At 35.8% G+C, this 20,983-nt stretch carries 24 protein-coding genes; 20 read left to right on the forward strand and 4 right to left on the reverse strand.

Annotation, left to right across the window (positions count from 1 at the left end; all coding sequences use genetic code 11):
• The first annotated feature begins 44 nt into the window (after positions 1-44).
• The 5 genes from ACH6CY_RS11475 (at position 45) to murA (ending at position 3,228) form a co-directional block, all read left to right on the forward strand.
• The gene (locus ACH6CY_RS11475; protein ID WP_374067472.1) at positions 45-362 is read left to right on the forward strand and encodes a transposase; all 318 of its coding nucleotides are present in this window, start codon (positions 45-47) and stop codon (positions 360-362) included.
• Positions 347-496, forward strand: coding sequence for a hypothetical protein (locus ACH6CY_RS11480; protein WP_374067473.1), 150 nt, complete (start codon positions 347-349; stop codon positions 494-496). The genes ACH6CY_RS11475 and ACH6CY_RS11480 overlap by 16 nt, the downstream gene beginning before the upstream one ends.
• Positions 497-841: 345 nt before the next feature.
• Positions 842-1,072: a DUF1146 family protein gene (locus tag ACH6CY_RS11485; RefSeq protein ID WP_374067474.1), complete on the forward strand. Its 231-nt coding sequence runs from the start codon at positions 842-844 to the stop codon at positions 1,070-1,072.
• 91 nt (positions 1,073-1,163) lie between these two features.
• The gene (locus tag ACH6CY_RS11490) at positions 1,164-1,883 is read left to right on the forward strand and encodes a YwmB family TATA-box binding protein (RefSeq protein ID WP_374067475.1); all 720 of its coding nucleotides are present in this window, start codon (positions 1,164-1,166) and stop codon (positions 1,881-1,883) included.
• A 34-nt stretch (positions 1,884-1,917) separates the two neighbouring features.
• Positions 1,918-3,228 carry a UDP-N-acetylglucosamine 1-carboxyvinyltransferase gene (gene murA / locus ACH6CY_RS11495; RefSeq protein WP_374067476.1) on the forward strand — a complete coding sequence of 437 codons (1,311 nt, stop codon included), beginning with the start codon at positions 1,918-1,920 and terminating at the stop codon, positions 3,226-3,228.
• 215 nt (positions 3,229-3,443) lie between these two features.
• Here murA and ACH6CY_RS11500 read toward each other — a convergent pair whose 3' ends face one another.
• The 4 genes from ACH6CY_RS11500 to ACH6CY_RS11515 all read right to left on the reverse strand — a co-directional run bounded on the left by ACH6CY_RS11500 (position 3,444) and on the right by ACH6CY_RS11515 (position 5,205).
• The gene (locus tag ACH6CY_RS11500) at positions 3,444-3,668 is read right to left on the reverse strand and encodes a transposase (protein WP_374067477.1); all 225 of its coding nucleotides are present in this window, start codon (positions 3,666-3,668) and stop codon (positions 3,444-3,446) included.
• A 485-nt stretch (positions 3,669-4,153) separates the two neighbouring features.
• Positions 4,154-4,609 (reverse strand): hypothetical protein, encoded by a 456-nt coding sequence (locus ACH6CY_RS11505; protein WP_374067478.1) that lies wholly within the window; start codon positions 4,607-4,609, stop codon positions 4,154-4,156.
• On the reverse strand, positions 4,606-4,911 hold the full coding sequence (locus ACH6CY_RS11510) for a PadR family transcriptional regulator (protein ID WP_374067479.1): 306 nt from the start codon (positions 4,909-4,911) through the stop codon (positions 4,606-4,608). Before ACH6CY_RS11510 ends, ACH6CY_RS11505 begins: the two co-directional genes overlap by 4 nt.
• 117 nt (positions 4,912-5,028) lie before the next feature.
• Positions 5,029-5,205 carry a hypothetical protein gene (locus tag ACH6CY_RS11515; protein WP_374067480.1) on the reverse strand — a complete coding sequence of 59 codons (177 nt, stop codon included), beginning with the start codon at positions 5,203-5,205 and terminating at the stop codon, positions 5,029-5,031.
• Positions 5,206-5,300: 95 nt separating this feature from the next.
• On the opposite strand from ACH6CY_RS11515, the gene spoIID reads away from it, so the two are divergent.
• The 15 genes from spoIID to murJ all read left to right on the forward strand — a co-directional run bounded on the left by spoIID (position 5,301) and on the right by murJ (position 20,982).
• Entirely contained in the window at positions 5,301-6,347 is a 1,047-nt protein-coding gene (spoIID, locus tag ACH6CY_RS11520; protein WP_374067481.1) for a stage II sporulation protein D, read from the forward strand.
• A gap of 88 nt (positions 6,348-6,435) precedes the next feature.
• Positions 6,436-7,290, forward strand: a complete 855-nt coding sequence (gene spoIIQ / locus ACH6CY_RS11525; protein WP_374067482.1) for a stage II sporulation protein SpoIIQ — start codon at positions 6,436-6,438, stop codon at positions 7,288-7,290.
• Between the two features lie 179 nt (positions 7,291-7,469).
• Positions 7,470-8,489 (forward strand): AimR family lysis-lysogeny pheromone receptor, encoded by a 1,020-nt coding sequence (locus tag ACH6CY_RS11530; RefSeq protein WP_374067483.1) that lies wholly within the window; start codon positions 7,470-7,472, stop codon positions 8,487-8,489.
• A 42-nt stretch (positions 8,490-8,531) separates the two neighbouring features.
• Positions 8,532-8,684 carry a hypothetical protein gene (locus tag ACH6CY_RS11535; protein WP_374067484.1) on the forward strand — a complete coding sequence of 51 codons (153 nt, stop codon included), beginning with the start codon at positions 8,532-8,534 and terminating at the stop codon, positions 8,682-8,684.
• Positions 8,685-8,987: 303 nt separating this feature from the next.
• Positions 8,988-9,272 (forward strand): sporulation transcriptional regulator SpoIIID, encoded by a 285-nt coding sequence (gene spoIIID, locus ACH6CY_RS11540; protein ID WP_374067485.1) that lies wholly within the window; start codon positions 8,988-8,990, stop codon positions 9,270-9,272.
• Between the two features lie 219 nt (positions 9,273-9,491).
• On the forward strand, positions 9,492-10,493 hold the full coding sequence (mreB, locus tag ACH6CY_RS11545; RefSeq protein WP_374067486.1) for a rod shape-determining protein: 1,002 nt from the start codon (positions 9,492-9,494) through the stop codon (positions 10,491-10,493).
• A 144-nt stretch (positions 10,494-10,637) separates the two neighbouring features.
• On the forward strand, positions 10,638-11,465 hold the full coding sequence (locus ACH6CY_RS11550) for a flagellar hook-basal body protein (RefSeq protein ID WP_374067487.1): 828 nt from the start codon (positions 10,638-10,640) through the stop codon (positions 11,463-11,465).
• A 27-nt stretch (positions 11,466-11,492) separates the two neighbouring features.
• Positions 11,493-12,323 carry a flagellar hook-basal body protein gene (locus ACH6CY_RS11555; protein WP_374067488.1) on the forward strand — a complete coding sequence of 277 codons (831 nt, stop codon included), beginning with the start codon at positions 11,493-11,495 and terminating at the stop codon, positions 12,321-12,323.
• Positions 12,324-12,362: 39 nt separating this feature from the next.
• Entirely contained in the window at positions 12,363-12,668 is a 306-nt protein-coding gene (locus tag ACH6CY_RS11560; protein ID WP_374067489.1) for a DNA-directed RNA polymerase subunit beta, read from the forward strand.
• A 115-nt stretch (positions 12,669-12,783) separates the two neighbouring features.
• Positions 12,784-13,206, forward strand: a complete 423-nt coding sequence (gene fabZ, locus ACH6CY_RS11565; protein ID WP_374067490.1) for a 3-hydroxyacyl-ACP dehydratase FabZ — start codon at positions 12,784-12,786, stop codon at positions 13,204-13,206.
• A gap of 447 nt (positions 13,207-13,653) precedes the next feature.
• Positions 13,654-13,971, forward strand: a complete 318-nt coding sequence (locus ACH6CY_RS11570; protein ID WP_374067491.1) for a hypothetical protein — start codon at positions 13,654-13,656, stop codon at positions 13,969-13,971.
• Positions 13,972-14,363: 392 nt separating this feature from the next.
• On the forward strand, positions 14,364-15,254 hold the full coding sequence (locus ACH6CY_RS11575) for a TetR/AcrR family transcriptional regulator (protein WP_374067492.1): 891 nt from the start codon (positions 14,364-14,366) through the stop codon (positions 15,252-15,254).
• A gap of 1 nt (position 15,255) precedes the next feature.
• Positions 15,256-16,131: an efflux RND transporter periplasmic adaptor subunit gene (locus ACH6CY_RS11580; RefSeq protein ID WP_374067493.1), complete on the forward strand. Its 876-nt coding sequence runs from the start codon at positions 15,256-15,258 to the stop codon at positions 16,129-16,131.
• On the forward strand, positions 16,128-19,205 hold the full coding sequence (locus ACH6CY_RS11585) for an efflux RND transporter permease subunit (RefSeq protein WP_374067494.1): 3,078 nt from the start codon (positions 16,128-16,130) through the stop codon (positions 19,203-19,205). Before ACH6CY_RS11580 ends, ACH6CY_RS11585 begins: the two co-directional genes overlap by 4 nt.
• Positions 19,206-19,488: 283 nt before the next feature.
• The gene (gene murJ / locus ACH6CY_RS11590; protein ID WP_374067503.1) at positions 19,489-20,982 is read left to right on the forward strand and encodes a murein biosynthesis integral membrane protein MurJ; all 1,494 of its coding nucleotides are present in this window, start codon (positions 19,489-19,491) and stop codon (positions 20,980-20,982) included.
• Position 20,983: the final 1 nt, after the last annotated feature.

The following is a 20,983-nucleotide window of genomic DNA, read 5'->3' on the forward strand; positions in this document are numbered from 1 at the left end:
GTTACCCTAAAGTTGTAGATCAAAAGGAAAAGAAGAGGAAAAGCGTGCAAAACAATTTTATCATAGAAATGCTAGGGATTAAAGACAAGCATATCGATAGTTGGGATATGCGTAGTGAATTAGATGCCTTTTATATAGAGTTAATTACAGCGGTGAAGAAACAGACATGTTCAACCAAGAGTTACTCACAATCGTGTGATACGAGTCTTGTTCAAATCGTAGTGATAAATTTATCTAAGTCATTCAAACACGCAGTGCGTCACGCGTTAGGAGATCCGTTAATTAACGCTGACCGTTTGCACTTTATGCGCCAAGTATATTGGGCACTAGATGAAGTAGGCGTGAAGTGCAACGAACATTAGATAAGAAGGTTCGCATTCGTATGAAACAAAGTAAAAAATTGCTTTGGAAGTCCAGTTATAAATTGACAGAAGAAGAACGAGAAACAGAAAAACAATTACTCAAAATAGATGGCCGATTAGACGAGCCATACTAATTGAAAAAAAGCAGGATCAATTGTTTAAAGAAAGTGATGCATAGACTGCCAAAGAAGGATTAGAGACATGTCTGTCAGCAAAGAAAACACTATGGCGACAAGAAATAAGAAGCGTCTTATTATAAAAGTTCCTTAGCAGAGGCCGTGCCTGCGGAAAGCGAGCTTATTTTCTCTGCGATTCAGGTACAAGCATTATTGATAATATAAATGTAATAAAAGAGATGGTGGAGTGAAAAGCCCACCACCACATTTGACAGAGAACAGGTTTCTTGACATAAAAAAATGAGGTTTTGTGTCACTATTTCCCGGGAAATAGCAATTAGCAGGTTCAAGGAGGGGTTACCTATGCAAGAATTAGCAAAACAAGCGTTACTTAGCATGATTTCTCACATCATATTTATCATTATTACATGGCAAGTGATACAATCGGTCAGACTAGATTCTATTTTCAAGAAAGACCGAACATTTGAAGCGAAGTTACTGATTATTTTTGTAACCATTACAATCGGAACAACAGTAAGTAAGTTTGTCCTAGACTTTTTAAACTGGACAAATCAAATCACTTTTCTTTTTTAATCTAGTAATGTAGTTTTTTGACGAATTTCTCCACGTATAGCTAATGCTAGCATGGTACATACTGTTGATAAAAATCGTGGGAGAGATTCGAGTGAAACAGAAAATATGTTTAATTGTATGCCTATGTTTAGTACTAGTCACAAACCATATACATGCAGTATCTAAAAATAATAGATTAATAGAAGAGCTTAAACAAATAGAGCACATCTTTCATACGAATGACCAATCAGTAATCCACTGGCAAATACAATTAAGAGAAACAATAGATAAAAAACAATTGAAGTATTATATGGCAAAGATTAATAAAATCTTTCCAAATAGCAATATCGAATTAGAAAAGACAACACACGCAAAAAAATACAAATGGAACGAACAGAAAAAGTCGAGCGTTAACGAATCTATTATGATTGTTGAAGCAAAAAAAGCTTCTACCGTAGAAATAATTTATGTAGTAGAAGTAAATGAAAAAGCCTCAATAGAAAAGTCTATCAACAAAAGTCGAGCTTTCCAACTAGATGGAAGCATTTTCACTAATGATGTAAAAAAATTCACTTGTGCAAAAACGGAAATAGATGATATGATAGATAGTGTTTATTTTTTTGAGAAAATAAAGAAAAGCCTACAAGTTCAAGAAATACATAAGTTGAACGAAAAAGATTTTACGGTATTTTCAGGATTTACGAAGGAGTGGGAAACTTCTATACCTTCTTCTAATCACAATCAAATGAACATACAAATGGCAGCTCGTCAGGTATCTGGAGAGAAAACAATGATCACAGTAGGAACACCTATCCTAACGACTGAATATTAATAATATAGAAACTGGACTTAGAGGAGAATGAACCTTGGAAAAAATCATCGTCCGCGGAGGCAGAAAGCTGCAAGGAACCGTAAAAGTTGAAGGTGCTAAAAACGCAGTCTTACCTGTTATCGCAGCAAGTATAATGGCAAGTAAGGGGAAGAGTGTACTTCATAATGTTCCAGCTTTAGCAGATGTGGTAACAATGAATGAAGTATTAAGTAACATGAATGCAACTATTCAAATGAAAGACTGTACAATACAAATTAATACAGTAAAACCTTTAATTACGGAAGCACCATTTGAGTATGTAAGAAAAATGCGTGCGTCTGTACTTGTTTTAGGCCCAATGCTAGCGCGTTTTGGCCATGCGAAAGTAGCGATGCCTGGTGGCTGTGCAATTGGTTCAAGACCGATTGATTTGCACCTTAAGGGATTCGAGGCAATGGGAGCAAAAGTACACGTAGGAAATGGTTATGTAGAAGTATTTTCAGAAGGTAGACTAAAAGGTGGGAAAATCTATTTAGATGTTCCAAGTGTAGGCGCAACTGAAAATATCATGATGGCAGCTGCATTAGCAGATGGCAGAACGATTATTGAAAACAGTGCGAAAGAACCGGAAATTGTTGACTTAGCAAACTTCCTAAACAAAATGGGAGCAAAAGTAGTTGGAGCCGGAACAGAAATAATCAAAATTGATGGTGCAAAGCAACTGCATGGCGTGGAGCATACCATTATCCCAGATCGAATTGAAGCAGGAACCTTTATGATTGCTGCAGCAATCACTGGTGGAAACGTACTAGTGAAAGGTGCAGAAAAAGAACATATGCGTTCTTTAGTATCAAAAATGGAAGAGATGGGTGTTCAAATAAAAGAAGAACAAGATGGTCTTCGTGTCATTGGTCCAAAACAGTTAAAGCCAATTGATTTAAAGACATTACCACATCCTGGCTTTCCGACAGACATGCAATCACAGATGATGACTCTAATGTTAAATGCCAATGGAACAAGTGTCATAACGGAAACGGTTTTTGAAAATCGTTTTATGCACGTAGAAGAATTTCGTCGTATGAATGCCAAAGTGAAAATTGAAGGACGTAGTGTCATTGTTGAAGGACCAGTTGCACTTCAAGGAGCTGAAGTTGCAGCTACTGATTTACGTGCTGGAGCAGCATTAGTTTTGGCGGGATTAAACGCAGAAGGGTATACAAGAGTAACAGAGTTGAAACATATTGATCGAGGATATGTTGATATTACTGGGAAATTAGCGATGCTAGGTGCTGATATTGAGCGTGTGAATGATATAGAAGAAATAATATTGAACACAGATCAAGAACAAAAACTGTCTGCTTTATAAATTTTATCAATTAAAATGAGTATATCTTCTTAAATGAAGGTGTACTTTTTTTGAGTAATCGTAAAAATAGTGTTGAAAAGGGTTAGAAGCTATCCTCTTCCATAGCCTTAGTCAGCGTGGAAAAGTCGTTGCTATAGATTTCTTCATAACCCCATTCATAGCCAATTTGTGTCCATCTTGGAAATAGATCAGGAAACGTTTTGCCTAAAGTAACTTCAACTTCTTTGAATTTTTTTCTTCTTATTTTTACGATAACCTTGTGTAAATAAAATTTTTGCTCTAAGGGCTTCAAAAGAGTAACCACGACGAACATGGTTCATTGTCTTAATTAAACGATTCAAGTACTCTGTATAAGCGTTTGTAATTGGAGAATTGAAATAGTTGAATATTTCTTCTTCCCAATTGTTCATTGACTTAATCAGGTTTTCAAAATAGGTCATTAATTCTTTGAGAACATTTAAAATTCAGTTTTGATACAGTTTATATGCTTGATCGACTGTTTTAGCTTCATAAATGTCAAAGTATAGTTGTTCCTTTTTACAATGTTTGTAAAAGTTAGGAACTTATCCACATTTGGGGCAATGTGAAGGAGAAGGGATAGTGGACTCTACTAGGAAACTATAAATAAAATACAGAATGAGCTGTTTAAACAGCTCATTCGTACTAATTATTACAATTGTTTCTTTATAAGAAAGTAAAAATGGTTTTCAATTTTTCATTATCTTATCAGCCCTGTGTACACTTAAAAATAGAACTACGATTGATACGACAACAAAAAATACCCAATAACTAATATTGTATATTGCCAGTATTATTGCAATACTTGACAATATTATAGACGAAGTTAATCCCGACACTACTTTTACATCTTTTAAAACCTTGTAATTCATGATTTTTTTCTCCTCATACAAAACTGAAGATTTAATTAACTCTTTGGTTTATCGAACTTTAATTTACCAGTAGGAAGGAAGACATCCTCTTTTTGGGTAACATTAATGACTCGCATAATTCCTCTCGCAACACCAACAACATAACCAATGAAAAGTCCCAAACCAACACCAATTAGCAGTAATGATTTAGGTGATATTTCTAAAATTGAGGGAGTGTTATTTCCAATCCAATATCCAACGAACGTACCTATAAATATTACCGAACCAATGATCGAGAAACGGTTTAAAACAGATCCAAGCATAACATCACGAATTTTCTTATCTATATTAATAATCCCCTCCACTAAAATAAGAAATCTTGCATCCATGGCATTAATAAATACATCAATTACCTCTTTAAAAGAAAGATTCTTGTTTTCCAAAATATATAAGAATTCCTCTTCATAGCGTTCTCTCCACTTTTTTGGATACAGATGGATTAGCCACTTCATGTTAGACCTAACCTTTCAAATCCCAACTTGGTAACAGTTTCAATTTCCTTTAATTTTTCTTGTAGATACTGTCTGCCTTCAGCGGTAATTTGATAAGGCTTTTTTCTATCTTTTGAGGGAATAGCCCTAATTAATTTTAATTTCTCCATCCGACTAATAGCACCATATAAGGTCCCGGGTCCAATTTTAATGTCGTATGAATTTTCAATATCCTCCATGATTGCATAACCATGTTTGTTCCCCTCAGCTAAACTAATTAAGATAAACAAAGTTGGTTCAGAAAATCGGTCAGTTGAACTCACAGGTTTTTTGTCATCTCCTTTCATTTATTACACTAAACGTTATAACGTGTAACGTAATAGTAAACCGTAAAAATATATATGTCAAATGGTTTTGCACTTTCCACACTATTATCCGATTTATGCTGATACAATCATTTCCTTATAGTAATGACTATCGACACGATAATGCGAATACACCTTTTTATTTTCACTACATACGATTGAATCATTGTAATAAGGTGTATTTCTAGCAAAACTTCTTGGTTGTAGCGAATGAGGTAGCATAATAATCAAAGTTTTTTTTGAATGCTTCATTGTTTCATTAATAAATTATTTTTGTTCTAGCATTCTCTTGTTTTGTATAAAGTATTTAGTAGAGATTATTCGTATTTGAATGAAGGAGGAACGTTATGCATCCCTACTATAAACGAAAAGTAAACACAAAATGGAAAAAAAGAATAATCGTTGGCTTTTCGATATTAGTAACCGTTATTCTAGTCATACCCGCTTTGATTGTCGTGCCTAAAACACTATATATGTCTGAAAATAAAACATCTGTTGAGAGGGAAGATCAGAATGATTCTGAGGAAACCGTAGTATTGAAAGAAGAAGATTCAGCTTTTTCTGTTGATGTAATGCGAACTGCATCAAATGAAAATGAATCCGTGTTATTAGAAGATTATGTAACAAGAGTAGTCGCATCTGAAATGCCAGCAGATTTTGAAATAGAAGCGTTAAAAGCGCAAGCACTAGCAGCACGCACGTACATCGTTAATTTTTTAACAAATACAAAGAATAATCAGCAAGTAACGGACACTGTGAAACATCAGGTTTATAAAAATGATCAAGAATTGCAACAAATCTGGGGAAATGATTATCAGTGGAAAATCAAAAAAATAAAACAAGCAGTTGCAAGCACCGTAGGAGAAGTACTTACTTATAATGGAAAACCAATTACACCTACATTTTTTTCTACAAGCAATGGATACACGGAAAATGCAGAAGATTTTTGGGAAAATGAGCTTCCTTATCTAAAAAGTGTTGCAAGCCCGTGGGATGAAGATTCACCTAAATTTGCAGACCAAAAAACAATTACAAAAGATGATTTGGAACAAATGCTAGTAGTTACTCTTCCGGATGGTGACATTACCTTCCCGACAACGAGAACAGAGAGCCATCGTGTAAAAACAATAGAAATTGGTGGGAAAACATTTACAGGAAGAGATGTGCGGGAAAAATTAGAGTTGCGTTCAACAGATTTCAAAATTTCCAAAAAAGATGATTACTTTATTTTCACAACAAAAGGATATGGTCATGGTGTTGGGATGAGCCAATATGGTGCTAATGGAATGGCTAAAGAAGGGAAATCTTATAAAGAAATTGCAAGTTATTATTATCAAGGGATATCAATTCAAACGATAGAAGATGCAACACCGAAACTAGTGGTACAAAAATAATTTGTCGAAAAACAATTTTAATATTTTTCACATCTCATGTATATAATTGTCCTCATTTGATCAGAATGGTTGCTGAGGTGATGTGAAAATGAAAGAAGATAATCGCAACGTTTCAAAACTAAAATGGAAACGTATCTTAGAGAAGAAGTGGTTTTTCCCAGCAGTATATTTATCTGTTGCAGCAATTATGCTAGCTGGCGTATTATGGTACCAGAATTTAAATAATCAAATCCCAGAAGCAACAGATCAAACAGAAGAAGGCTTAAGTGAAAATGTGGATTACGATCAAAATTCAGACCCAGTTGTGAATCCGTCAGAAGTAGTGAAGATGCCTGTATCAACTGATACGAAGACTGAAATTGTAACCAACTTTTATGATTACGACAAAACACCAGAAGAGCAAGCACAAGCACTCGTTCTATACAACAATAAATATTACCAAAGTAAAGGTATAGATATTGCTTCAACAACAGAAAAGGCGTTTCCAGTAGTGGCAGCTTTAAGTGGTAAAGTAATAGATGTTAGAGAAGATTCGATGTTAGGGTATGTAGTAGAAATGGAACACGAGAACGGTGTGACTACCCATTATGCAAGTTTAACAGATATTCAAGTAGAGTCAGGTAAACAAGTGAAACAAGGTGAAGAGCTTGGCTTGTCGGGAAAAAACAATTTTAGTCAAGCAAGTGGAATCCATGTACATTTCGAAATCCGTAAAGATGGTGAAGCAGTTGATCCACAACAATTCTTTAACCAAACAGTGGCAGACATTCGCATTTCAGATAAAGATGAAGCTGAAGTGAATGCAGATGAAAAAGCAGAAAAACAAGAAGAAGAGTCTTCTATACAAACGGATGAGCCTAACAATCAGGAACAATCTGAATCATCAGAAACTCCGGAATCAACAGAGGATCGTCAATCATCAAGAGCGACAACCAACACATGAAGTCAAAAAGAGTATCCAAATCGGTTTGGGTACTCTTTTGCTATGCTTTAACGTATAAGGAGGAAATCAGCCTGAGCTACTTGTCCCAATTTGTCGAACGAAAATGGGTGGAAAACACTTGAAATAACTGTAATAAGTGTCATAATAAAACTGTGCCCTATTTTGTGAGGAGGGAAGTTGTGAATAGAGATAACTCTTTCCCAAACCAACATATAAACGACTACCGAGACTTACGCCTACATCAGTTTATTCAAATCATGGCTGTCGACTATGGTGAAAAAACAGCCATTAGACTAGCGAAAGATTTTTGTCTGCATACGACACATGAAGAAGATTTGCGGATAGGGATGAAGCTTTTGTTTATTCATGGCTTCTACCATGAGCTAGACATACTTATTAAAAAAAATAAAAAAAGTATCCATCCGTTAAACCAGAAATGGGCAGCTATTTTTGACTTAGCTAAAATAAGAGTTAAGCAACAGCTACCACAATATAAAGTATTACATCAGTTAAATGGAGTGGAAGCAGAAGATAATGATACGATTTGCTTATTACTTATTAACAAACTGAACATTTATTTTGAACTATTTTCATATGGGGAATTTAGTAATACTTTAGATCATTTGCGACAACGGATGCACCAAGTCAAAGACCCACTCTTATCTTCGCTGTATTACCATTGTTTACAGCTATTGTTATTCGTATTTTATTGGAAAAGAAATGAATTAATTTTAGCTCGTAAATATGGATTTCGTATGTTAAATAAAACGATTAACAAAACAATGAAGGCTAAATTACACTTGAATTTGAGTTTATCCTATATTTTTGATGATTATCAATCAAGTATGCATCATTTAATAGAAGCTAGAAATATAGCAGAAAAATATCAAGAAAATAGATTACTGCATATTATAGATCATCAGAATTATCCGTTTATTTGTGCGCATTTCAATCGTCCAAATGGAATTATTACGGAGGACATTAGTGAACAAGCGCACTTGGAAATCGCACGTGGTAATTTGAAAGAAGCGCAAGTATTGTTATCAGGAATAACTGAGGTTACCCCATTCACGAAGTATTACTTGGGACGGGCTCATCAAGATAGAAAGTACTTCATTAGTTCCTACAATGATTTCATAGAAAAACGCAGTGATCATTTTTTTGCCCGTTTACCTTTACTAGCTATGAGAAAGATTTAACCTCAGTTAAAATAAATATGCTACTTTTAGGAGGTGAAAAGATTGCGTAAAAAATGGATTGGATTAGTTCTAGCGTTTGCATTAGTTACAGTAATCCCATTTGTTTCAAATGATGCAACACCGACAGACAATGGAGAAGTAGCTCATTATGCTCCTTCAATGGCATTAGATCCAGGTCACGGAGGTAGTGGATGATGATTAGAGCTCCCCAATGGGGGGCTTTTCTTTTTTGAAAAAACATACATGTGATCACTCAAATAGCATAATGCTACACATCAACCTTACAAACGAATTCACCCCATTTTACCATTTCTGTTCATAATCCATGATCATCAGTAATAAACTGTTACAAACCAATCAAGAAGTCTAAGGTTCTCACTCCTATCTTTTTTCATTAATTAAACAAGCTCAGTTTCATGTTTCCTTTTCGATCATTACATAAAATGGACTAACTTGTCTCATCACACCTTGGACAGACAACACGAGGAGGCTAGTAATGTGCATGACTACATTAAAGAGCGAACCATTCGTATCGGTAATTATATTGTAGAAACAAAAAAAACTGTTCGAGTCATAGCTAAAGAGTTTGGCGTCTCAAAAAGTACCGTTCATAAAGACTTAACGGAACGATTGCCAATAATAAATCCAGAGTTGGCCATACGAGTAAAAGATGTTTTAGATCACCATAAAGCAATTAGACATTTAAGGGGAGGTGAAGCGACAAAACTAAAGTATATCCAATCATCGAAAAAATCAAATACTACACTTCAATCGCTAAAATAACATAGAAACCCCTCCCTATGAAGTATTCACCTTTTCACGCTGCAAGTAATCATGCTATTGATTGAATTAACAATCAATTTAATAAAATTGTATACTTCTTCAAAAAATGATTAACGAAATGTTTTAATTTGTGATATTATATATAATTAGAGGTAATCTGTACAATTATGTAAAAATAATACACAAAACGTGAACAATGAAGTAGGGAGGATCTTAATCATGTTTTCTAGGGATATTGGAATTGACCTTGGAACAGCAAACGTGTTAATCCATTTAAAAGGAAAAGGTATTGTTTTAGATGAACCATCTGTTGTAGCGATGGATCGTTCAACAGGGCGTGTCCTTGAAGTAGGTGAAGCTGCTAGGAAAATGGTGGGTAGAACACCAGGAAATATTGAAGCAATACGCCCGTTAAAAGATGGTGTCATTGCGGATTTTGATGTGACAGAAGCGATGTTAAAACATTTTATTAATAAGATTAATGTACGTGGATATTTTTCTAAACCTAGAATGTTAATCTGTTGCCCAACTAATATTACAAAAGTAGAGCAAAAAGCGATTAAAGAAGCTGCTGAAAAATCAGGCGGAAAAAAAGTATACCTTGAAGAAGAGCCAAAGGTTGCAGCAATTGGTGCGGGTATGGATATCTTTCAACCAAGTGGTAATATGGTAGTTGATATTGGTGGTGGAACAACAGATGTTGCAGTATTATCGATGGGTGATATTGTTACAGCACAGTCGATAAAAATGGCTGGAGATAAGTTTGATGTTGAGATTTTAAATTTTGTAAAACGTAAATATAAATTACTAATCGGTGAGCGAACAGCTGAAGATATTAAAGTGCATGTTGCCACTGTTTTTAAAGGTGCTAGAGAAGAATCGATTGATATTCGTGGACGCGACATGGTAACAGGTTTACCACGTACAATAACGATACATTCTACAGAAATTGAAGAAGCATTGCGAGAATCTGTTGGTTTAATTGTTCAAGCAGCAAAAACAGTATTGGAACAAACACCACCAGAATTATCAGCTGATATCATTGACCGGGGTGTCATCTTAACTGGTGGAGGCGCACTAGTCCACGGTATGGATCAACTCCTAGCAGAAGAATTAAAAGTACCAGTAATTCTAGCTGAGGAACCATTGAATTGTGTAGCAAAAGGGACTGGCATTATGTTAGAAAATATTGATAAAATAGAAAAAAGAAAAATCATTTAACTTTTGAATATAATCGTACGCACACCAAAATTGCGAAAATTGTAGAAGTTCTGATTCTTATACATATTGCTCACGTTTTTTGTTTCATAAAAATCAAATCAAGATGAATCGGTTAACATTTATGAGGAGAGGGGGAATTCACCCGTGCTTAGAGGATACTACACAGCAGCCAGTGGTATGATGACGCAGCAACGAAGGCAAGATACATTGTCAAATAACATTGCAAATGCGCAAACGCCAGGGTATAAACAAGATCAAGCAGCAGTTCGTGCATTTCCAGAATTATTAATCCAACGTATGGAAAGTAAAAAAGTTCCAACAGCAACTGGGGGATTCAATGTTCCGCATCAGCAAATAATCGGATCAATCAATACAGGTGTTTATGTGCAAGAAACCATTCCAGATTTTGAACAAGGTTCATTAAGAGAGACTGGGCTAACAACAGATATGGCGCTTATCAATGGGACGTTACCAGATGAGACAGGTGGGTTGTTTTTTACAGTACAAAACAATGCTGGTGATGTACGTTATACACGGAATGGTAACTTTACCGTCGATGGGGAAGGTTTTTTAACTACGAGTGAAGGGCTATACGTATTAGATGAAGCAGGTAATCCAATTGAAACAGATGGACAAACGTTTAACGTCACCGATGAAGGAATGATACAAGTCGGTGATCAAGCTATTCCAATTGGGGTAGCTTACAGTTCAAATGTGAATGAGTTAGTCAAAGATGGAGAAGGATTGTTTGCTTTAGATGAAGCTGGACAAGCAATGGAGAATGCCCGTGAAAATCCTACTATTACTTTTAACGTGCAACAGAAATTTTTAGAAACTTCCAATGTAGATACGATTCAAACAATGACAGACATGATGCAAGCGTACCGCATGTTTGAAACAAATCAGAAGGTATTGCAAGCCTATGATAAGAGTATGGATAAAGCGGTCAATCAGATAGGGCGATTAACATAGTGTTAACGAAAGGAGAATTTTAACGATATGAACCGTATGGCAGTACAAGCGGCAGTAACGATGAAGCAATTACAAAACAAATTAGATGTCGTCAGTCACAATATGGCTAATTTAGAGACTACTGGCTATAAGTCACGTAATGCTCAATTCACCTCTTTGTTAACACAACAAATCGATAATTTTAGTGATGAGCAAGCAAATGCCCTGGGACGTCTAACTCCCGATGGTATTCGTTTGGGCTCAGGTGCTAAATTAGGCCAAATAAACATGAACTTAGCATTAGGAACCGTTAAAGAAACAGGAAGAGGCCTTGACATTGCTTTGTTGAAAGATAATCACATGCTACAAGTAGATGTGACGAACAATGGTGTAACCGAGCGTCGTTTTACTCGTGATGGTACATTGTATTTAAACGAGATTGCAAATGGTCAAGTGATGTTATCAAATGGTCAAGGTCATCCAATCATTGGACAAAATGGCCCAATTATTTTACAGGCGGGTATGGAAGCTGTCACAATTAGTGATAATGGGTTGATTCAAGTTACAAGAGATGGGCAAACAGCTGTAGAAGGTCAATTAAATATAGTGCAGGCGATTCGACCGCAATTTCTTGAAGCGGTTGGGGACAACCAATTTCGTTTGCCAGATGTGACAGCTGACGCTTATAATGCTGGAGATATCATACAAGAGGTTGCTTTTGGTGATATGGCATTGCAAGCTGGTGCATTAGAAACATCCAATGTGAACTTAGCTAGCCAAATGACAGAAATGATGGAGACACAACGCGCCTATCAGTTTAACTCACGAACAATCTCCATGCATGATCAAATGCGAGGTCTAGTCAACCAATTACGCTAGTATACTATATTGAAATTAAGTTTAAGGAGTTACCAAGTCATGGAATCAAGACATTCAGATAAAACTAATGATAAAAACGTAGTGGAACAGAAACAGAAAAAAATGAAGAAAAATGAAAAAAATAATGAGGTAAAGCAACAAAAAACAAAAAAGAAACAAACAAAACCTGTGCGACGCATTTTTCCCGTTTGGCTGCGTATCGTTGTTGTCTTGATTCTTAGTTTTTTAGCATTAATCATTGGACTAGTTGTTGGTTACAGTGTACTTGGTGATGGTAGCCCAATGGAAGTATTAGAGTTTGAAACATGGCAGCACATCATTGATATAGTTACAGGTGAAAGTTAATCATTGGATTAACTTTTTCTGTTTTTATTGAAAAAATGGAACTACACGAATCACTAGTTTTAGTTAAGTGAATAGTCATTAATAAGAACATATGATAAAGATTGGAGTGTACAATATGTTAGATATTCAGCAAATTAAAGAAACGATCCCACATCGTTATCCTTTCTTACTAGTGGATGAAATTTTAGAATTAGATGGGGACAAACGAGTAGTCGCAAAGAAAAACGTTACTATTAACGAACCATTTTTTCAAGGGCATTTTCCGGATTATCCAGTGATGCCGGGTGTGTTAATTGTGGAAGCATTAGCTCAGACAGGTGCAGTAGCTATATTAAACAAAGAAGAGAATAAAGGGAAAATTGGTTTCTTAGCAGGAATTGATAAATGCCGTTTTAAAAGACAAGTAAAACCAGGTGACCAATTACGTTTGGAAGTGGAAATCACTCGTTTAAAAGGTCCTATTGGGAAAGGGAAAGCAACGGCAACCGTTGATGGAGAATTGGCATGTGAAGCCGAAATAATGTTCGCAATAAAATAACGGAAATAGTCTATATGTACAAATGATAGTCTGAATATCCTATCTTTAACCAAAGCGCTTTAGGTTGAGGATAGGTATTTTTTATATTAAAGTGTGTTACAGTTAATTTGGCTCTATACTAAATGTGGTGGTGCCCCTTATAAAAGCGCCTTAGCAGAGGAAATAGGCGAGACTCCCGCAGGAACAGCACGCGTCCGAAGATCCACTTGGTAAAGTGATTTCCTTTACCAAGTTAGCTGAGGCCGTGCCTGCGGAAAGCGAGCTTATTTCCTCTGCGGTTCAGGTACAAGCATTATTGATAATATAAATGTAATAAAAGAGATGGTGGAGTGAAAACCACACCACCACATTTGACAGAGAACGTTAATTTTTTATAAATGTACGGATTTATTTTGAGAAAATGGGAAAACTACACTTGAAATAGAAAATGTCAAGGAGGATATAAACGTGAGAAAAACAATTTGGACATTACTAGCTTCCGTATTTACTATGGGATTACTATTTGGGTGTGCGCAAGATGATGAAGATCCGGTAGACGAGGATCAACCGGTAGAAGAAGATATGCAACAAGAAGAAACACCAGAAGAGGAAGCTCCGACGGATGAAATGGAAGAAGAAATGGATCAGATGGAAGAAGATACAGAAGACATGATCGACGGAGAAGATCCTAATAATGACCAAGATAAAGACGACGGCATGAACCAGGATACAGATGAAAATAACAATGGTAACGAAGACACAATGAAAGACGAAGAAAACAAATAATTCTTTATGTATCCAACTGAAAGAAGAATCCACTTATTGATGGATTCTTTTTCATTTGGCTAGACATCTACCTGTTTTTTAATCCGAAGCCTTCGCGTGGAAACTGATTTGACTGAAAAATGCCCTGAAATGACCAATTAGGTCAAAAAAGAGCTGTATTTGATCCCAAAAAACGCCCATAAAGAATAAAATAGCTCTACCACCCCTTAATCTTCCAATTGCTATCAAATCAAACATATGATATAGTATAAAAACAAATTGACTGACCGGTCATTTTTATTTAATCATGTATTAAGTAAATAATGATTTCAAGACAAGCATCAACTGTGTTATTCAATAGCTCCCATTAAAAGCCTTCATGTGAAACGATATTAGAAAGAGGTGATCCCCCAATGAACGAAAAAAAACAACGTATCATGGAAGAAAGTGTGAAGCTTTTTGCTGAAAAAGGATTCCATGCCACTTCGGTTCAAGAAATTGCAAGGAAAAGTGAAGTATCAAAAGGTGCATTTTACTTATATTTTACATCGAAAGAAGAACTAACGGTTGAAATTTTTGATTACTACACGTCATTAATTATGGATAAGTTTCATTCTATTCAGAAACAGGAAAAGGAACCAAGACAAAAACTGATCGAACAAATAACTATATTTTTAGATTTAATTACGAATCATAAAGAATATATGATTATGCATATGCGAGATAACATACATATCAGCCAAGATATTAACGATTTAGCACTCAAATTAAATCAACAGAAATTTGAATGGATACAAACCGCATTAACAGAAATATATGGAGAAATAATCACCCCATACATTGCTGATTTTGTTATTCATTTAGATGGTATATTACTAGGCTATAGTAATACGATTGTCATGCACGACTTGTATTTAGACAATCAAACATTATCGCAATTCATTGTTGATCGTTTAGATAATATGATTACAAGTACCATTCAGATAAAAGCTGAACCACAAATTGGGATCGAACAATTATCTTTTTCACAGATACCATCCTACACGACAAAATCGCAAGTAGAAAAAGAAATGAACGCTATATCCAAGGCGATTAATCAATTAGCCATACAAGATGACCAAAAAAATCAGTTGCAAGAAGCGGTACAATTGATAAAGGGTGAAATGAATAAAACAGAACCAAATCATTTTATTTTAGAAGGGATTTGTATCCAAATAAAAGATATTCCACAATTAAAAAAACAAATGGATAGATTATCCAGTTTGTTCGCGATAGATATAAATAAACAAACGAAGGAGATTTAATATGAAAAAAATCAGCTTTATATTAATGAGCTTACTATTTTTCTTAGTAGCTTGTACGGAGGATACATCAAATCCTGAAGATCAAGGAGAAGCAATTACCACTGTCGAAACAGAAAAGGTCACACAAGGAGATTTTAATGTTGAGAAAACCTTTTATGGACGTACCAGTCCGATTCAAGCTACGCCAGTAATGACGCCTGTAATTGGCAAAATAGACAATGTTGTGGTCAAAAATGGTGAACAAGTAAAAGAAGGTGACGATCTATTTGCTATCATTGATTCACAGTCTGGAAGAAAACTAACTATCTCATCGCCAGCAGATGGTCAAGTGACCCAGTTTTTTGTCTTAGAAGGAGACATGATTTCAACTGAAGAACCCGTTGCAACCATCGCAGATCTGTCGAAGTTAACGGTAGAATTAACCGTAACAGCAAATAATTTAAACTTATTTGAAGAAGGAACCGAAGCAACTACTATATTTTCTAATGAAGATGAAGCAATTACTGCAACCGTAGATAATGTAAGTGCATTACCGAATGAGACAGGATTATACCCAGTAAAATTAACCCTTAACAACAAGGATAAACAATGGAAAGCTGGTACCGTTGCAAAAGTAACTATTGCTGAAAGTGTCGTCAAAAGTGCATGGATTATTCCAACGAACGCACTAGTGGAAGAAGGGGACAAAACATTTGTATATATGATAAAAAAAGACACTGCATCAAAAGTTGAAGTGAATGTATTAGAGACACAAACAGACAAAGCAGCCATTGATGCATCGCTATCTAAAGGAGATCAAGTTGTCACAAGTGGGCAGTTAACATTATCCGATGGTGCAAAAATACGCATAAATAATGGGGAGGACACCGCATCGTGAAGTTAGTAGACCAATCTGTTAAACGCCCTGTTGGGGTCATTATGATTGTCTTAGCAATTATTGCACTAGGAATTATCTCTGTACGAAATTTGGCAATTGATTTGATGCCTGAGATTGATTTCCCTGTTGCTGTTGTTGCTGTTAATTATCCTGACGCTGCACCTGAAGAAGTTGAAAAGCAAGTAAGTCAGCCAATTGAATCTGCACTTAGCTCTATTGAGGGGATTGAATCGATTCAAACACAATCACAATCAGGCTCAGCAATCGTATTAATGGAATTTAACATGGGTGCTGATTTAGACAATGCGTTACTAGACGTTAGAGAAAGTGTCGATCAAGTTAAAGGAATGCTACCAGAAAGTGCTGGCGAACCAAGTGTATTACGTTTTAATCCAAACCAACTTCCGATTATGTGGGTAGGATTATCTGGTGGGGATTTAACCGAAATACAACGCATTGCAGAAGATCAAGTTGTACCTCAATTTGAAAGGCAGAGTGGGGTTGCCTCTGTCTCAGTTGAAGGCGGTCAAGAACGCATTATTGAGCTAGAGCTAGATCAAGCAAAACTAATACAGTATGGTTTAAACACACAACAAATCATGCAAACACTTAGTCAAGTTAATCAATCTGCTTCAGCTGGTACTGTTGCCAAAGGAGATAAAAATTTAAGTATTCGGATAGAAGGTACGTACGATACGGTTGATGATATTCGTGAAACGCAATTACAAACCCCACAAGGAGCAACGATTCAAGTAGAGGATGTGGCATCAGTCAAAGATACATTAGCTGGTGCTGGTACGACACTAGTAAATGGAAAAGAAGCTGTTGTTTTATCGGTGATGAAACAGTCTGATGGAAATACAGTAGACGTGTCCAATCAAATATTGAATAAGATGGAAGAATTGAATGGTTCACTACCAAATGATATAGAACTAGAAATGGTTGTGGATACATCAGATTTTATTAAGCAATCCATTTCTTCAGTAGTACAGAATATGTTAATAGGTGGACTGTTTGCGTTACTTATTCTCTTACTATTCCTGAAAAGTATTCGTGCTACTCTTGTAGTAGGACTTGCAATACCAATTGCTATCATTGCTACGTTCACACTGATTTACTTTACGGGAGAAACATTAAACGTTCTTACAATGGGAGGTTTAGCTCTTGGTTTAGGAATGATGGTGGATAGTTCTATCGTTATATTAGAGAACATTGTCTCATACAGACAGCAAGGTTATTCGATGAAAGAAGCAGCGAAAAAAGGTGCTTCTGAATTAGCTCCGGCTGTAATCGCCTCTACAACTACTACATTGGTCGTATTTTTACCGATTGTATTTGTAGAAGGTATTGCATCGGAGTTGTTCACCCCACTAGCATTAACCGTTGCTTTTGCTTTAATTGCATCATTGGTCGTGGCTATCACATTAATCCCAATGCTGTCATCCAAGTTATTGTCAGAAAAAATGCAAGATCATGGACGCAGATATTGGTTTGACCGCATGTTAACACGGTTCAATAATGGCTATAGAAAGGTGTTAAAAAGCGTACTGCGTTTTAGAAAAACAACTATTTTTACTAGTTTAGTTATTATTATTGGGAGTTTAGCGTTGGTTCCATTTATAGGAATGGAATTTATCCCAGAAGGAGATCAAGGGCAATTAGAAGTAACTGTAGAGACACCAGTTGGAACGACAGAAGAAAAAACAATAGAAATAGCAGACAAGGTAAATAAAAAACTAGACGCATATGATGATGTCATTAAAGTTAGTTATGTAACGATAGGTGGCGGTGATGCTGCAACAAGCGCCATGATGGGTGGTGGTAGCTCCAATAGAGCATCCTATACGATTCAACTAGTAAAATCTAGTGAAAGAGATCAATCAACAGAAGCAATCATGCAAGCGATCGATCAAAATGTTCAAGACATTGCTGGTGCTGAAATTACAGTAAGCGCAGTTGGAGCTGCAATGAGTGGAGGAAGCCCGATTCAGATTCAACTGAATGGGCCAGAGCATGAAGTATTACAGACGCTGTCAGAAGATGTAATTGCTCAAATAAGTAAGGTGGAAGGTGTATATAATCCGACAACATCAGTAGAAGAAACAACGCCTCAATTGAATATTCATGTGGATAAGGGAGTAGCAGCACAATATGGCTTAACAGAAGCACAAGTCATGTCTCAAGTGCAACTGCATTTCACTGGACAAACCGTGATGCAATATCGGGAAAATGGTGATGATATAGATGTTCGTTTAACCCATCCTGAATCTGAACGGGATTCCATTAATGATTTGAAAAATGTTTTAATCCAAAATCAACAAGGAACACAAGTACCGTTAGAAACAATTGCGACATTTAAACAAGAGCAAGCACCAGCTACATTGACACGCCAAAATCAGCAACAGCAAGTTAATATCACATCTGATATAGTTGATCGTGATCTTGGAAGTGTTCAAGCTGCAATTAAATCCACACTGGATAATATGGAGTTGCCGGAAGATTATACGTACAGTATTGGTGGGCAAGCAAAAGATATGATGGAAGCATTCGCAGATTTAGCTCTAGCGCTCATTTTATCTATCTTCTTAGTTTATGCAGTCATGGCCGTACAATTTGAAAATTTCCTATATCCATTTGTGATTATGTTCTCCATGCCAGCAACCGTTGTAGGAATATTAGGTGGTTTATTCGTCACCAATACACCGTTAAGTATCACCGCATTTATTGGTGTGATCATGCTAGCAGGTATTGTAGTTAACAATGCAATCGTACTTGTTGACTATATCAATATTCTTAGAAGACGAGGCATGGATCGATATGAAGCAATTTTAGAAGCTGGAACAAGCAGAATGCGTCCTATTTTAATGACCACATTAACAACGATTCTAGCCATGATTCCGCTCGGGTTAGGAATTGGTGAAGGTGCAGAAATGCAACAACCGATGGCAATCACCGTTATTTTTGGTCTAACTATTTCAAGCATATTTACCTTGCTTTTGATTCCAGTAGTTTATACGTATTTTGATGGTTTATCAGAAAAAATTAAAAGGAAATTTAAAAAAGTAGAAGAATGATGGAAGAGGAGCAGCTCTAGTGAATAGGGCTGCTTTTTGTCAGTGAAAAAATAGTGCTGATTTTCTTTGGGTGCTAGAGGCTGATTGTTGCATTTAACGCTTTTCTATACTAAGCATAGTCTAAATTGTTCTCGGTAAGGATAAACTGACTTAATGTAGTTGCATAATCTGAATGTTTCGTGAAAATGTATAGCTTTGTTTGATAAAAGTTGCGTTAGATAGTGACAGGAGTTGACGTATTATTTTAAGAAAGAGAAAGGCTGCGATAACCAGTATCGTTTTTATTCTATTGACCATATGTCTAAAAGTATCTGGGCTACTTAGAGATATAGTTATTGCATACTATTTTGGTGATACTTATCAGGCCGATGCTTATTTAGCCGCATTTATTATTCCAAACATGATATTTCTTTTTTTAACAACAGGGATGAAACATGCATTCATTCCCAGTTACTTGGAGGCAAAGGAAACAGGAAAATCAACTTACCTATTTAATCAAATTTGGAAATCAACTGGATTGATTAGTTTCGGAATAGGAGTCGTTGGTATGCTTATCGCTCCAATGATTGTTCCAATCTTATACCCTAATTTTCAAACAAACGCAATGACAATCGCGATTCATACAACAGTGATATTTATGGTGTGTGTAGGTGTAGTCGGTTTAAATGCCGTATTTGAGGCTTATTTTGATGCCGAATCGAAGTATGTGATTACTACTATTGCTCAGCTCATTGTATTACTTACGATGATCAGTTCTGCCGTACTGTTTGCAAAGCAGATTGGACCATATGCCTTATCATCTGGCTATTTATTTGGGGTGATTCTATCATTCCTATTTAAATTATTGATCGTTCATAAACAAAATATTATACAATTTTCAACAAAAATACATAGAGATGATGTGAAATCATTCTTTATTGTTTTCATCCCTGTAGCAATCACCGTGATGATTGGGCAAGTTAATCTAGCTGTAGACAACATCTTTGCTAGTTATTTTGAGGAAGGAGCGGTAACTTATATTAACTATGCCAAAAACCTTGTTCATTTCCCACAAGCTATCTTTGCCGTTACGATTGGAACCATTACTTTCCCGTTAATAGCAAAAAGTTATGCAAAAGGGAACATAAAAGAATTAAGGTACAGGACGGGACAAGGATTGATGGTTATGTGCTATGTATTATTACCAGCCATTACAGGAATGATGCTCCTTATGCCGAGCATTATTCAATTATTATTTGAGCGTGGAGCGTTCACGCATGAAGCAACGTTAGCTACTTCACAGGTAGCTTATTATTATGTAGGATCGGTTATTTTTTTTAGTTTAACCGTAATTATAAATAATGCGATGTACACATTGAAAAAAGGATATTATGTGATGTGGATTGGACTAGGGTCAATTCTGTTTAATATAGTATGCAATAGTGTTTTTACAAAAATATTAGGGTATGTAGGGATCCCGCTAGCTTCATCTATTGTCGGTTTGGTATACGCAATAAGCTGTTATCTGTTCCTATCTAAGCAAATAGGAAGTCTAATACACGCACAAAGATTAATTGAAATCACTAAAATGATTCTCTCGATAATAGTGATGACTATCACTCTACAAATTATAGGGAATGTAAAATTTTATATAGCAAATGGTAACTACCTTCTGATAGCTATTTTCGTTGGTGCACTTATATATGTGGTTTGTTCGTACATACTTAAAATAGAAGCTTTCTATTTTTTGTGGAGCGCGTTAAGAAAAAAAGAGAATGATCAACTGTCGGAGGGGTAAT

The sequence above is a fragment of the Paraliobacillus sp. JSM ZJ581 genome, assembly GCF_044383835.1.
GTDB lineage: Bacteria > Bacillota > Bacilli > Bacillales > Amphibacillaceae > Paraliobacillus.

Coding starts and splice junctions, on each gene's coding strand:
- ACH6CY_RS11485 (WP_374067474.1), top strand. CDS start 842: ATGCAAGAATTAGCAAAACAAGCGTTACTTAGCATGATTTCTCACATC.
- ACH6CY_RS11500 (WP_374067477.1), bottom strand. CDS start 3,668: ATGACCTATTTTGAAAACCTGATTAAGTCAATGAACAATTGGGAAGAA.
- ACH6CY_RS11505 (WP_374067478.1), bottom strand. CDS start 4,609: ATGAAGTGGCTAATCCATCTGTATCCAAAAAAGTGGAGAGAACGCTAT.
- ACH6CY_RS11515 (WP_374067480.1), bottom strand. CDS start 5,205: ATGAAGCATTCAAAAAAAACTTTGATTATTATGCTACCTCATTCGCTA.
- spoIID (WP_374067481.1), top strand. CDS start 5,301: ATGCATCCCTACTATAAACGAAAAGTAAACACAAAATGGAAAAAAAGA.
- spoIIQ (WP_374067482.1), top strand. CDS start 6,436: ATGAAAGAAGATAATCGCAACGTTTCAAAACTAAAATGGAAACGTATC.
- mreB (WP_374067486.1), top strand. CDS start 9,492: ATGTTTTCTAGGGATATTGGAATTGACCTTGGAACAGCAAACGTGTTA.
- ACH6CY_RS11555 (WP_374067488.1), top strand. CDS start 11,493: ATGAACCGTATGGCAGTACAAGCGGCAGTAACGATGAAGCAATTACAA.
- ACH6CY_RS11560 (WP_374067489.1), top strand. CDS start 12,363: ATGGAATCAAGACATTCAGATAAAACTAATGATAAAAACGTAGTGGAA.
- fabZ (WP_374067490.1), top strand. CDS start 12,784: ATGTTAGATATTCAGCAAATTAAAGAAACGATCCCACATCGTTATCCT.
- ACH6CY_RS11575 (WP_374067492.1), top strand. CDS start 14,364: ATGAACGAAAAAAAACAACGTATCATGGAAGAAAGTGTGAAGCTTTTT.
- ACH6CY_RS11580 (WP_374067493.1), top strand. CDS start 15,256: ATGAAAAAAATCAGCTTTATATTAATGAGCTTACTATTTTTCTTAGTA.